This is a genomic window from Chromobacterium indicum, from assembly GCF_039708975.1.
Classification (GTDB): domain Bacteria; phylum Pseudomonadota; class Gammaproteobacteria; order Burkholderiales; family Chromobacteriaceae; genus Chromobacterium; species Chromobacterium piscinae.
This window is the reverse complement of record NZ_JAYFSJ010000007.1, coordinates 239,525-252,774: the sequence shown is the minus strand read 5'-3', so window position 1 is coordinate 252,774 and position 13,250 is coordinate 239,525. Positions and strand designations below refer to the sequence as shown.

16 protein-coding genes are annotated in these 13,250 nt (G+C 64.8%); all 16 read left to right on the top strand.

Features of this window, described 5'->3' with window-relative positions:
* The first annotated feature begins 3 nt into the window (after positions 1-3).
* Positions 4-312, top strand: coding sequence for an HI1506-related protein (locus tag VA599_RS11630; protein WP_346788679.1), 309 nt, complete (start codon positions 4-6; stop codon positions 310-312).
* A gap of 2 nt (positions 313-314) precedes the next feature.
* The gene (locus tag VA599_RS11625) at positions 315-734 is read left to right on the top strand and encodes a gp436 family protein (RefSeq protein ID WP_346788678.1); all 420 of its coding nucleotides are present in this window, start codon (positions 315-317) and stop codon (positions 732-734) included.
* A complete protein-coding gene (locus VA599_RS11620; protein WP_346788677.1) occupies positions 734-1,396 on the top strand; it encodes a DUF1834 family protein in 663 nt (220 codons plus the stop codon). The genes VA599_RS11625 and VA599_RS11620 overlap by 1 nt, the downstream gene beginning before the upstream one ends.
* Positions 1,393-1,584 (top strand): DUF2635 domain-containing protein, encoded by a 192-nt coding sequence (locus VA599_RS11615; RefSeq protein ID WP_346788676.1) that lies wholly within the window; start codon positions 1,393-1,395, stop codon positions 1,582-1,584. Before VA599_RS11620 ends, VA599_RS11615 begins: the two co-directional genes overlap by 4 nt.
* Positions 1,584-3,002, top strand: coding sequence for a phage tail sheath subtilisin-like domain-containing protein (locus tag VA599_RS11610; RefSeq protein ID WP_346788675.1), 1,419 nt, complete (start codon positions 1,584-1,586; stop codon positions 3,000-3,002). Before VA599_RS11615 ends, VA599_RS11610 begins: the two co-directional genes overlap by 1 nt.
* A gap of 15 nt (positions 3,003-3,017) precedes the next feature.
* Positions 3,018-3,392: a phage tail protein gene (locus tag VA599_RS11605; RefSeq protein ID WP_346788674.1), complete on the top strand. Its 375-nt coding sequence runs from the start codon at positions 3,018-3,020 to the stop codon at positions 3,390-3,392.
* A complete protein-coding gene (locus VA599_RS11600; RefSeq protein WP_346788673.1) occupies positions 3,389-3,769 on the top strand; it encodes a hypothetical protein in 381 nt (126 codons plus the stop codon). Before VA599_RS11605 ends, VA599_RS11600 begins: the two co-directional genes overlap by 4 nt.
* Before the next feature lie 127 nt (positions 3,770-3,896).
* The gene (locus tag VA599_RS11595; protein WP_346788672.1) at positions 3,897-6,200 is read left to right on the top strand and encodes a phage tail tape measure protein; all 2,304 of its coding nucleotides are present in this window, start codon (positions 3,897-3,899) and stop codon (positions 6,198-6,200) included.
* Positions 6,200-7,651 (top strand): DNA circularization protein, encoded by a 1,452-nt coding sequence (locus VA599_RS11590; RefSeq protein ID WP_346788671.1) that lies wholly within the window; start codon positions 6,200-6,202, stop codon positions 7,649-7,651. The genes VA599_RS11595 and VA599_RS11590 overlap by 1 nt, the downstream gene beginning before the upstream one ends.
* On the top strand, positions 7,635-8,735 hold the full coding sequence (locus VA599_RS11585) for a phage baseplate assembly protein (protein ID WP_346788670.1): 1,101 nt from the start codon (positions 7,635-7,637) through the stop codon (positions 8,733-8,735). The genes VA599_RS11590 and VA599_RS11585 overlap by 17 nt, the downstream gene beginning before the upstream one ends.
* Positions 8,732-9,358, top strand: a complete 627-nt coding sequence (locus VA599_RS11580; protein WP_346788669.1) for a phage baseplate assembly protein V — start codon at positions 8,732-8,734, stop codon at positions 9,356-9,358. The genes VA599_RS11585 and VA599_RS11580 overlap by 4 nt, the downstream gene beginning before the upstream one ends.
* Before the next feature lie 33 nt (positions 9,359-9,391).
* On the top strand, positions 9,392-10,042 hold the full coding sequence (locus VA599_RS11575; protein WP_346788668.1) for a HEPN domain-containing protein: 651 nt from the start codon (positions 9,392-9,394) through the stop codon (positions 10,040-10,042).
* 60 nt (positions 10,043-10,102) lie between these two features.
* The gene (locus VA599_RS11570; protein ID WP_346788724.1) at positions 10,103-10,453 is read left to right on the top strand and encodes a phage GP46 family protein; all 351 of its coding nucleotides are present in this window, start codon (positions 10,103-10,105) and stop codon (positions 10,451-10,453) included.
* Positions 10,453-11,514 (top strand): baseplate J/gp47 family protein, encoded by a 1,062-nt coding sequence (locus VA599_RS11565; protein ID WP_346788667.1) that lies wholly within the window; start codon positions 10,453-10,455, stop codon positions 11,512-11,514. Before VA599_RS11570 ends, VA599_RS11565 begins: the two co-directional genes overlap by 1 nt.
* Positions 11,514-12,077: a YmfQ family protein gene (locus tag VA599_RS11560; protein WP_346788666.1), complete on the top strand. Its 564-nt coding sequence runs from the start codon at positions 11,514-11,516 to the stop codon at positions 12,075-12,077. The genes VA599_RS11565 and VA599_RS11560 overlap by 1 nt, the downstream gene beginning before the upstream one ends.
* Positions 12,078-12,085: 8 nt before the next feature.
* Entirely contained in the window at positions 12,086-13,240 is a 1,155-nt protein-coding gene (locus VA599_RS11555; protein WP_346788665.1) for a tail fiber protein, read from the top strand.
* The last annotated feature ends 10 nt before the right edge of the window (positions 13,241-13,250 follow it).

Here is a 13,250-nt window from a genome sequence, read left to right as displayed (position 1 = left end):
GCCATGGCGAACGACAAAAACAGCAAGACCACCGGCCAGGCCGGTAACGCACGGAGCCAGGCCGAGCAGCAGGCCCCCGCCGATCTGCAGCAGGCCGCCGAGCAGCCCAAGACCGCCAGCCCGTTGGCGGGGCTGTTCGAGCCGAACGCCCTTGAGGTGGTGGCCAAATGCGAGAGCTTCCGTCGCGCCGGCCGGGTGTTCACCCGCGAGGCGACCACGGTTCGCCTGGCTGAGCTGTCCGAGGCCGAGTTCCAACTGCTGTGCCAGGAGCCGATGCTGGCCGTGCAGCCGACCTACATCAGGGAGGGCTGACCGTGTACGCCACCCGCGACGACATGCTGCAGCGAATTGGCGCAAAGGAAGTCATCGCGCTGACCGACCGCGAGTACACCGGCCAGATCGACGACATGCTGCTGGCTGACGCGCTGGCCAGCGCAGGCGTCGAGATCGACGGCTATATCGGCGGCCGCTACCCGCTGCCGCTGGCCCAGCCGCCGAAGATCCTGACCGGCTACGCCTGCGACATCGCTCGCTACCGCCTGTGCGGCAGCGGCACCCAGCTGACGGAAGACATCCGCGACCGCTACCGCGACGCCGTGCGCTTCCTGGAGCTGGTCGCGGCCGGCAAGGTCACGCTGGGCGGCATGCCGGATGGCGGCGTCGCGGCTCCCAGCCAGACGGTGCAGTTCGTGTCCGGCGAGCGCGCCTTCGCCCGCTCCGGAGGGGCGCTCTGATGCTGCTGACTCAGATCGAGGACGCCATCATCGCCCGCCTGCGGCTCGGTCTGGGCCGCATGGTGCGGGAGGTGGGCAGCTACGGCGGCGAACTGGACGACGGGCTGGGCGAGGCCATCCGCCGTTTTCCCGCCGCCTGGGTCACCTACGGCGGCACGCCTCGCACCGAACCGACCGGCACCAGCCGCAAGCGCTACAAAGCTAGCGGGCAGTTCGTGGTGATGGTCGGCGACCAGAACCTGCGCAACGAGGCCGCTGGCCGGCGCGGCGGTCCCGGCGCGGGAGAGATCGGCACCTACGCCCTGGTCTACGCCGTGCGCCGCTTGCTGAGCGCCCAGGATCTGGACCTGCCGATTTTGCCGCTGCAGCCCGGCCGGGTGCGCACGCTGTTCAACACCCGGCTGGAGAAAACGGCGTTTTCGGTGTTCGCCTGCGAGTTCGCCACCGAGTGGGTCGAGGAGGCGCTGCCGCTGAATGCCTGGCCGGCTCCGGCGAAACCCGGTACGCCGGAGGCGGCGGCCGATCCGGACAGCGTATTCGCCCGCAACCAGGGCAAGCTCGGCGATCCGGACCCGGACTGGCTACGCACCGGCCTCAACTACCACCTGGCCCCGGACGACGGCAAACCCGACGCCCAGGACATCCTGAGGAGCAGCAAATGATCGTGAAAGCCGCCGCACCTGGCCTGCAGGTGCCCAAAGAGGACAACCCGCGCGCCTACATCAGCGACGCCGAGGCGGTCGACGTGCCGCGCAGCGCCTATTACCTGCGCATCCTCGGCGACGGCGACCTGGTTGAGGTCGACGAGGCCCCGAGTGTCAAAACCAACGCCAAGAAAGGAGCCGAATAATGGCCAGCGCCAACATCAGCTTCGACCAGATTCCGGCCTCGATCCGCAAGCCGGGCAAGTATTTCGAGTTCAACACCAAGCTGGCGGTGCGCACGCTGCCCGGCAATCTGCAGCGCGTGCTGATCCTGGGCCAGAAACTGGCCAGCGGCAGCCAGGCGGAGCGCGCCCCGGCCGATCTGTTCAGCGACGAGCAGGCCGCCCAGCTGTTCGGCCAGGGATCGCAGCTGCACCTGATGGCGCGCGCCGCCATCAAGGCTAATCCCTATCTGCAGCTGACTGCCATCGCGGTCAACGACCCGGCCGGAGCAGCGGCTACCGGCACCACCACCCTGGCCGGCACCGCCACCGGCAGCGGCGTGGTGACGCTATGGCTGGGCGCGTCCCGCGTCGACGTGGTGGTCAACAGCGGCGACACGGCCGCTGCTGTGGCGACGGCGCTGGCGGCGGCCGTCAATGCCCAGCCCAGCATCCCGGTCATCAGCGCGGCCGCGGCTGGCGTGGTCACCCATACCTGCTATCACAAGGGGGCCATCGGCAACGACATCCGCCTGCAGGCGAGCAGCAGCGCGCCGGGCCTGACGGCGACGACCGCCGGCATGGGCGGCGGCACGCTGGAGCCCGATTACGCCGCCGCGCTGGCGGCGGTGGCTGGGGCCGGCCATCACATCCTGGTCGCGCCCCTCGCCAGCCAGGCGCAGCTGGCCATGTTGCGCAGCCACCTGGAATTCGTGTCCGGGCCGATGGAGCAGCGCGGAGCCATCGGCGTGTTTGGCTGGCCGGCGTCGCTGGCCACCGGCACGACCCTGGCCGGCCAGATCAACAGCGGCCGCATCACCGGCGCCTGGCATCGCGGTTCGCTGCGCCTGCCGTGCGAGATCGCCGCCGCCTACGCCGCCGTGCTGGCCAGCGAGGAAGACCCGGCCCGCCCGCTGAACACCCTGGAGCTGGCCGGCCTGGACGTGACCGCCATAGACCAGCGGCCGACGCGTACCGAGCAAGAGAACGCGCTCTACAACGGCCTCACGCCGTTGGAGATCGGCCCCGGCGACCGCGTGCAGATCGTGCGCGCCATCAGCACCTACACCCGCGATCCCCAGGGCGTGAACGACGTGTCGCTGCTGGACATCACCACCATCCGCACCCTGGACTACGTACGCAAAGCTTGCCGCGAGCGCATCGCGCTGCGCTTCCCGCGCGAAAAGCTGTCCGAGCGCACCCCGCCCAAGGTGCGCTCCGAGCTGCTGGACGTGCTGTTCAAGCTGGAAGAGCTGGAAATCGTGGAAGCGGTGGAGGACAACAAGGACGCGCTGATCGTCGAGCGCGACCTGCAGGACGTCAACCGCCTGGACGCCAAGATTCCGGTGGACGTGGTTAACGGCCTGCATGTCTTCGCCGGCCGCATCGACCTGTTGCTGTAAGGAAAGGAGCCTGCCATGGCATTGCAAGAATACGCCGGAGCCATCGTCCTGGAAGTGGACGGCAAGGAAGTCGAGGTCGTCGATCTCAGCGTCAGCACCAAGACCGGGCGCAAGCCGGTCAAGACGATGAACAGCACCGGCCGCTTGAAGGGATTCGCTCGCGGCATTTCCGAGTATGAGCTGTCGGCAACGGTCGTCATCCCGCTCACTGGCGATCTGGACTGGGAGGCCATCGAAGGGGCCAAGCTGACCATTCACCCGGTCAAGCCCGGCGGCAAGCGAGAAAGCTACCTCGACTGCTTCTCGCTGGAGGTCGGCGACAAGTTCAGCGTTGATAACGAAGCGCGGCGCGACCTGAAACTGCAATCTCTGAGAAAGGTGACTGAATGATGACCAAGACCGACTCGCTGCTATTCGGGGTGGAATACCCGGCCGGCTCCGGCCTGCTGCACTACGAATTCGAGCTGCGCCTGCCCACCGTGCGCGACAACATCGAAGCCATCCAGGCCGTCGGCGTCGAAAGCAATCTGCAGCTGAACCTGGACATGTTCGCGCGCACGCTGGTCCGCCTGGGCACCATCCCGCCCGAGGCCATCACCCTGGAGCTGTTGGAGGGGATGGTCGACGACGACTACGACGTCCTAGCCCAGGCGCGGAGCGAGCTCAAAAAAAAGCGGATGCGGCCGAGCAGCACGTCGCCGGCATCCGACGTGCCATCGTCGCCCTCGGCCGATACGGCATCCCCGAGTCCCGAGTCGTCCAGCTGACCGCCAGCGAGCTGGAGGGTTACCTCGACGCCATCGTGCAGCTGCAGGGCGCGCGATCCGGCCGTAACAATCGGCCGGCCGATGGCGTCGAGACCCGCCGCATCATCTCCCAACGCGGAAAACCCCAATGAGAAACCTGGAACTCGCTCTGGTCATGCGCTTCCGCGACATGTCGTCGCGGGGCGCAAGCCAGGCGCTGCAGGATCTGACCGCCAAGACCAAAGAGGCCACGGCGGCGGGCCAACAGCTCGGCAAGGCGTCGACGGGCCTGTCGCACACCGCCCGCGTGTCCCAGGCCGGGTCCGCCGCGATGCAGCAGCTGGCGCAGCAGACCAGCGTCGCCGAGCGCGCCGTGATCGGGCTGTCACGCGAGAGCCAACGCGCGGCCGCCGCGCGCGAGCTGCTGGGCGTGCGCGCCGAGAACACCATTCAGCGCGAGATCCGGCAAACCGAGGCCGCGTACCAGCGTCTGGCGGCGACGGGCACCCTGTCCGCCCGCGAACAGGCCCGCGCCTATGACGCCATGCGCGCCAAGATTGCCGGCCTGCGCCAGGAACTGTCAGGCGTCAGCCAGCTTCAGCGCGGCATCACGACCGGTGCCAAGGGGCTGATAGCAGGCGTGGGCGGCGTGATGGCCGGCAAGGCGGTGCTGGCAAGCCCGATGCGGCGGGTAGCCGACTACGATATGCGGCTGGCCAACATGGCCAATACAGCGTTTAACGACACGGAGGTGAACGGCCGAAAACTGTCCAAGGAAGAGCAGTTAAATGCCCGTAGGGAAGGCAAAAAAGAACTGCAAGGGTACATCGTTGCGGCAGGGAAAGAAGGCGGGACCAATGACGATAACCTGGCCGCTCTCGACAAGCTAATCGCGCGTGGGATTTTCTCGCCGAAGGAAGCTGGAACGCTCTTGCCGATGATCAGCAAGGCCGCCACGGCTGCAGGGTCTAGCGCCGAGGAAATGACGGGCGTGGTAATGGCTGCGGTCCAAAACGCCAAGATCCCGGTCGACCAGATTCCAAAGGCGCTAGGCATGGCGCTGAAGGCGGGCCAGCTGGGGGGCTTTGAATTAAAGGACATGGCGACCTGGTTGCCAAAGATGTTGGCAATGGGCGGTCTGTCAGGTTTGAGGGGAACCGATGGCCTAGCGTCCATCCTAGCTGCTAGCCAGCTTGCAGTCACGGCGGCTGGCGGGACGGATGAAGCCGGCAACAACGTCGTCAATTTCTTGCAGAAAATAACCTCCGCTGACACGGCCAGTGATTTCAAAAAGATCAATTCCAAGACCTTCGGCGAGAAAAAGAAGGGAGAAAAAGGAATCGATCTTTACGGCACTTTGGCGCAAGCACGTAAAGAAGGCATTGACTCTGTAGAGGCATTTACCCGCTTGGTACGTCGTGTAGCAGAGGGCGATAAAGAATTCACCAAGCTACAAGGGTTGGCCAAAAAAGCCGGAAATGACAAAGACAAGTCGGCGCTATATGGAAGCATGGCCGATATTTTGCAAGCGCGAGGGGTGGGCAAAACTATTCAGGACCGGCAGGCAATGCTAGCGCTACTCCCGATGCTATTTGATCCTGAAGCCTACAAGAAGATGAAAGCGCGCATCCTGGAGGGCGGAGAGCAGGATGTCGACATCAACCAACGGTTCATAAAAGAGCAAGCCGGCTTCAAATTTCAGCAAGGTGAAAACCTGAAGGAGCAAGGCCAATATGAATCGATTGGGAAGTTCAACAACGCAGTCGGAGACGTGATAAGCAAACTTGTCGAATACGGCGCTCAATACCCAGGATTGACAGCGTCCCTGGTCGGCGCAACTACTGCCGTCAGCGCGCTTGCGGCGGCGGCTGGTGCCGCCGCTCTGCCCATGCTGTTGATGGGACGTGGGGGCCAAGGCGGCCCGTCTGGCCCGCCGCTACCATCTGGCGGGCCTGCGGCGCGCAGCTTGCCCACCGCCGGACTCGGGCTCGGCCTAACCGCCGTTTCCCTGGCGAACTTCAACACAGACGAAGAGCTGGAAGAGTTGAAGAATGGCGAGGCGCGCATGAAAAAACTGCGCGCTCAGTATTCGGCAGATGTGATCAAGTCGGCACGCAAGCGCTATCAACCCTGGTATCAATTTGGCGATGGCTACGCGGCCGAAAATGAGCAATGGGTCCAGCGCTATCTCCAAGACAAAACTGCGCCACCTGTCGCCCAGCGCAACGCCCCCAACCCCGCCGCGCCGATCCCACAGACCACAGCGGCGGTGCCCCAGCTTGATATGGTGCAGGCGGCCGTCAACGCCTCGGCCAAGCTGGACATCGCCGCGCAGCACATCGTCCAGGCCAGCCAGCGGCCGATTCCGATCAACGTCAAGGTGGATGTGCAGAACGGCAATATCGTCGCCGCCGTGAACGCGGTGAACTCCCAAACAGCGAGGAGGAACTGATGGCCTGGGACAAAACCCTGCTGGACGCCAGCTGGCGCGGTGTGAAATTCGATTGCGTTAAAACCCAGGACAGCGCGCAGCGCGCTACCGCCAGTCACGAATACCCGTACCTGGACGGCGCGGACGTCGAGGACTTGGGCCGCCGCGCGCGCCGCGTGCAGATCTCGGCCGTGTTCGTCGGCAACGATTACGAGAACCGCCTGCAGGCGTTTCTCCAGGAGCTGGACAAGCCGGGGCCGGGCGAACTGATACACCCGGTATTCGGCAGCATCAAGCACGCCCAGCTGCTGGACTACGACATCGTCCACGAGGCGGACAGCCGCGACTACTGCCAGGTGGGGCTCGTATTCGTCGAGGCCACGCCCGGCAATCCGTTCTTTGTGCAGCAGCTGCCGGCGCAAAAGGCCCAGGCGATATCGCAATTCACCGCCGCCGCGCAAAACCAGGGCATGTCGGCGTTGGCCCAGGCGCTGGGCGCGATTAATGGCGTGAAAGGCAACCTGGCCAGGTTGAACGGGCTGCGCAATATGCTGACGGGCACCCTGGGGGCGATCAAAGGCCAGATACGCGGCATGGTGGGCGGCATGCTGGATGTCCTGGACTTCCCCCGCGCCTTCGCCGCCGATATGTTCGGCGCATTGGGCGGCCTGGCGGATTTGCGCAGCTTTGACCCCGCCGTCTTGATGAGCGATTGGCGCAGCCTGGGCCTGCAGCTGGACGACATCGTCAAGCTGCCCAGGCAAGTCAGCAATGGCGAGATCGCCAGCGCCGGGAACGCGGGGCCAAGTACGCCAGGCAATGGCGCCCCCGGCCCAGGCGGCACGCCAGGGAATGGCACAGGAGCCGGTTCCCCCGGCTCCGGCAGCGAGCCGGGCACGGGCGGGACGCCTGGCACCGGGAATCCAGGTTCCGGCGGCGATACCGGCAGCTCGGGCACCGGCGGCACGCCTGGCAGCTCCGGGACGCTCCCGCCGGTCATCAGCGCCCGGCCGCTGCCGGCTTACCCCGCCGACGTCGACCTGGTTGAAGCCGTGCTGCAGGTCGGCGCGGCCACCACCCGCGCGGATACGGCCGGCGAGATTCTGGCGGCCGAAGCCGACCAGCCGGTGCTGTCGCCTGCCGAGGTGGAGCAAATCGCCAACGATACCCGCGCCAGCGTCCAGGACGCCATAGACGCGATCCGCGCCACGCTGCCGATGGAACAGGCCCGGCCGGTTGTCGAGGCGCTGAAGGATGTCGCCAGCAGCGTGCAGGAAGCGGCCGAGGTGGTGATCGCGGCGCGGCCGCCATTGCAGACGCGGGTAGTCGAGGCCCCTGGCAATCTGCACCTGGTCGCGTTCCGTTGGTACGGCGATTACACCCGCGCCCAGGAACTGGCCCGCCTCAACCCGCAGCTGCGCAACCCCAACGCCATCGCCACAGGAGACATCCTGCATGCCTACGCCCGATAACGCCGTCAACTTGATGATCGGCGGCCACGTGCACCGCAACTGGAGCAGCTACGAGATTGATTCCGACCTGCTGATCCCGGCCGACGCCTGGAGCGTCTCCCTCGGCCTGGCCGACGGCAAGATCCCGGCCATGGTCGCGCCTGGCGCTGAAGTCATGGTGCGCATCGGCAACGACACGGTGCTGAGCGGCCGTATCGACGATATCGACGACCACATTCACAAGGAAGTGCACACGCTGACCCTGCGCGGCCGCGATGGCGCGGCGGTGCTGGTGGACTGCTCGGCCCCCATATTCACTGCCAAGATGGCCACGCTGGCCGAGGTGGTGGCCAGCGTGGTGCGCCCGCTGGGCGTGCGCAAGATCCGCATCGACGCCGACCGCGCCGGCACGGCGGAGAAGGTCAACGTCGAGCCGGGCGACACTGCCTGGGACACCCTGGTGCATGCCGCCGAAGCCAATGGACTATGGCCCTGGTTCGAACCGGACGGCACCTTGGTAATTGGCGGCCCCGACTACAGCGCGCCGCCGGTCGCGTCCCTGGTTATACGGCGCAACGGCAAGGGCAACAACGTACTGAGCCTGCGGCGCAGCCGCAGCATGGCCGAGCGCTATTCCGACATCACGGTCCTCGGCCAGTCGCACGGCACCTCGGTGGAGAACGGCAAGCATGCGATCAAGAGCACAGTGCGGGACAGCGCCATGTCCATCTACCGGCCCAAGGTGAAGGTCGACCATGACGCGGAGAGCGCCGAGTCGGCGCGGGCCAGGGCCAGGAAGATACTGTCAGACGGGCGGCTGAAGGGGCTGACGCTGGTGGCCGAGGTCGTCGGGCACCGCAGCAGCGGCGGCCAGCTATGGCAACCAGGGCAGCGCATCCACGTTCTCTGCGAGCCGCTGGGCATCGACGGGACGTTCTTTCTGATGGCGCGCACCATCCAGGGCGGCCGCGCCACCGGCACCATCACCCGGCTGACGCTGAAGGAAGACAAGGTGTGGGTGCTGGATGCCCACCCGCACAAGCGCAAGCATCGGCGCGGCAAGAACGCCTCGGCGGGCCTGGAAGCGGTGGACGTCAGCCAATGATCAACGACATCGACAAACGCATCAGCCGCGCACTATCCGGCGTGCGCCAGGCGTTCCGCAGCGTACTGACGCGGGTGAATAGCGCCGGCTCCGTGCAGCTGGTTCAGGCCGATGCGCTGGCAGGAGAGCAGCTGCAGGACAACGAGCTGTTCCAGCATTACGGCTACACCTCCAACCCGCCGCCCGGCACCATGGCAGTGGTGCTGCCGATGGGCGGCCGCACCAGCCACGGCATCATCATCGCCACCGAGCATGGCAACTACCGCCTGCAGGCGCTCAAGCCCGGCGAGGTGGCGCTCTATACCGACGAAGGGGCCAAGATCGTGCTGAAGCGCGGCCGCGTGATAGAGACCGACTGCGACGTCTTCCGGGTCAACTGCAAGCAATGGGAAGTCAACGCCAGCGCCTCGGCCGCCTTCAACACGCCAACCCTGACCGCAAGCGCGGTGTTAACCGCCCAGGGGCAGATCAACGGCAACGGCGGCATGGCTATCCAGGGCGGCTCCGGCGCGGCGGTAACGGGCAAGCTGACGGCAACGGAGGATGTGGTGGCGAGTGGGAAAAGTTTGGTACATCACAAGCATCCGGGGGATTCCGGTGGGGTGACGGGAGAACCCGTGTGATATGCTAAATTCATTTCCAGCCAGGAACAGAGCATGGCCAAACGCACTATTCAGACTAACATGCGAAGGAACATCACCCGAGTTCGGAACCTGCTCGATTTACATGCTGAATTTCGGGTTGAAGTTATTGCAGGGCGACCGCCAACATACCTAAGTGACCTGCTTCGCGCATGCGTAGTCATGCTGCATGCGTCATTTGAAGATGTATGCAGATCAATAGCAGCAGAAAAACTACCCCATGCAAGCCCTGATGTGTTAAATGGAATTCCTTTTTCCAAAGATATAGGAAAACCCAAGATTTCTTTAGGAGACTTGGTTCCTCACCGGGACAAGAAAGTCTCGGATTTGATTCAAGATTCTATTAGCCAATATCTTGAAGGATTTTCAGTTAACAATGCCCCGGAGATTGATGAATTTCTTAGGAAGATTGGTATTACCGACGTAGTGGAATTCAGAAGAGGATTCCCCAAGTTTGCAACCTTATGCCTTGCTATAAAAAGAAGACATCACATCGTGCACCAAGCTGACAAAAATCCTAATGCGGGTGGAGCTGGCCACCACGCGGCTCAACCAATCAGCCGCGACACTGTTGTTGAGTGGACGGAGGTTGTGGAAACTTTTTGTGGGGTGCTGATAGAGACGGTTTGGCCGACTCGTAGGGGGCGGCGACCCAGACGCCAATAATAAAACCACTGAAGACAATCACAGATTTCTATCTGGTCCATGCCCCGCACACTGCGGGGCATGGACGCTTTCATCGACCCCGCATCCGGCGACTACGCCGGCACTGCCACCGACACCCTCGCCAACGCCGTCTATTTGCGGCTGATGACGCCGCTGGGCAGTTGGTGGGCCGACCCCACGCTGGGTTCGCGCCTGCATGAGCTGCAGCGCGAGAAAGACACCGGCCGCGTCGACATGCTGGCCCGCCAGTACAGCGAACAGGCGCTGCAGCCGCTGCTGGCCGACGGCCGCGCCAGCCGGGTCGACGTCTCTACCCACCGCCAAGCGCTAGGCTGGCTCCACCTGCAGATCACGGTAGAAGACCAGAGCGGCCGCGCCCAGCTGTTCAACCTGCCGGTGAGGGTCGCCTGATGCCGTTCACCACTCTGGATATGCGATCCGTCCGCGACGCGCTGCTGCGCGATCTGCGCAACCAACGGCCCGACGTCGACATCTCTTCCGACAGCGATTGGTTTGTCCGCGCTACCTCGGTGGCCAGCGCGGTGGAAGGGCTGTACCAGCACCAGGCGTGGCTGGCCCGGCAGATCTTCCCCGACACCGCCGACCGCGACTATCTGGAGCTGCACGCCCGCGTGCGTGGCTTGTCGCGCAAGAACCCGGTGGCGGCCGCTGGTCAGATCCGCCTGCAGGGCCCCCCCGGCGCGACGGCCCCGGCCGGCCTGACGGCGAAAGCCGCCGGGCAAAGCTACACCACTACCCAAGGCACCACGCTAGACGCCAGCGGCACAGGCGTCGTAGCGGTCAATGCCGCCGCGCCAGGTCTGGCCGGCAACCTTGCCGCAGGTGCCACCGCCGAATTGGCGTCGGCCCCGGCCGGCATCGCCAGCCAGGCATCGGTGGTCAATATGTCGGGCGGCGCGGACGCCGAGTCGGATAGCGAGTTGCTGGCGCGGCTGCTGGAACTGATCCGCCGCCCGCCGGCCGGCGGCAACCGCTACGACTACCACCGCTGGGCAATGGAAGTGGACGGCGTTACCGCCGCCTATGTCTACCCGCTGCGCCGTGGCCTAGGGACGGTCGACGTCGCGGTCACCACGGCCGGCGGCGTGCCGTCCAGCCAGGTGCTGGCCGCCGTGCAACAGCACATCGACGATATGCGGCCGGTGACCGCCCGCAATTGCCTGGCGTTCGCTCCCACGCCGCGCCTGGTCGACCTCGATATCCGCGTGCTGCTATCCAACACCACCCTGGCCATTGCCACCGAGCAGATCAAGAGCGCGGTCACCAGTTATTTCGCGGCGCTGGCACCTGGGGAGACCGCAGTGCGCAGCCGCATCGAGCTGTTGGCCTCTGCTGTTGCCGGCATCGCCGACCGTCAGGTCGTGACGCCAACGGCCAATGTCGTACCAAAGGCCGACGCCTCGGCCGTCGAATGGCTGCGCCTGGGCGCGCTGAATGTGAGGCCCATGTGATGCGCCATGAATCGCTGTTGGCCATGCTGTTGCCGCCAGTCAGCTACGCCCACGGCCCTGCGTTGCGGGTCGAACTGGCGACCGAGGGCCACGCCCTGGACGAAACCATGCTCAGCCTGGACCGCGCAGGCGGCGGCATTACCCCGTTCGCGGCCGGCGAGATGCTGGCCGATTGGGAGCGCGTCTGCGGCATTACGCCGCCGGCCGACGCGCCGTATCAGCAGCGCTTGCAGCTGGTGCTGGCCAAGCTGGCGGAAACCGGCGGCCTGTCCATCCCGTACTTCATCCGGCTAGCCGCTGGCATGGGGACGCAGATCGACATCAACGAGCCGCAGCCATTCCGTGCTGGCGCGAACCGCGCAGGCGATACGGTATGGACGGCCGACATCATCTGGGTCTGGCAAGTCGTGGTTCATGGCAGCGCCGGCTCCCGCAGCTTTCGCTTTCAAGCTGGCCAGTCCGCCGCTGGGGAGCGGCTGCTCAGCTTCGGCGACCCGGTTATCGAGGCCGTATTCAATGACCTCAAGCCTGCCCATACCTTCGTCTATTTCGCTTACCACTAGGAGGCTCCATGCAAGATGTGATGCAGCCCATCAATACCCCCGACAAGCTGTTCCAAGACGGCAACCCCAATACCGGGGCGCTCGGCACTATCGTCACCGCGACGTGGCTCAATGCGGTGCAAGGCGGCGTCCAGTCGATCCAGGCCGAACTCGTCAGCTTACTGGCATCGCTGGGCATCAACCCGGATGCTGGCAAGAACACCCAGGTACTGGACGCGGTGCGGCGCATTGCGTGGGGCGGGGCCACTCGGCCGACCACCCTCGCCGGCTACGGCATCACCGATGCCGCAAACAAGGCAGATTTGCAAGCATTGTCAACAAAGAAAAACCCGGTTTTTGAAGACCGCGTCACAGTCCCTGAGGGGACGGTCAAGGCCCCCGGCATTACCTTTGCTCTCGATGGTTCTGGAGATACCGGCTTTTGGCACATCTCAGACGGATTCATCGGCATAGCGTGCAATGGTGTGGAGGCCGCGCGCTTCGGCCCTGATGGGATGATCCTGCCTAGTGTTCCTCTCGGCACAAGCAACGCTCAACCTGCCAGCAACGCAACCCTGCAGGCGGCCATTGCGGCGCTGGTCGGCTCCGTTCCGGCGACCCTTAACACGCTGGCAAAATTGGGCGATGCAGTAAACGATGACCCCAATTTTGCTACGACGATGGCGAATGCGCTGGCCGGCAAGGCAACCAAAGCCGAGGCCGCCGCAGCTGCCCCTCCTGGGCTAATCGGATTTTTTGCCGGCCCCACCGCGCCGGCAGGCTGGTTGCGGGCAAATGGCACCGCAGTGTCTCGGACGACGTATCCCGCATTGTTCGCCGCAATCGGCACCATATATGGTGCCGGCGATGGCTCAAGCACATTCAACCTGCCCGACCTGCGCGGCGAGTTCGTGCGCGGCTGGGATGATGGTGCCCGTGGTGTTGAGCTTGGACGTGCGCTGGGGAGCAATCAGCTGGACACCGTTGGTCCTCATGACCACACCGTTAAGCGGCTACCAGATGGGGGAACGCTGGCAATCCCAGGCACGGGTGGTACATCCTGGTCCTACGCAGGATCGGTCTCATCAACGAATCAGCTCCCGCTCATCACCGGCGCCAACACCGGGATCGGATCTGAAACCCGGCCACGCAATATCGCATTGCTCGCCTGCATCAAAATCTGACCAGGGGAAA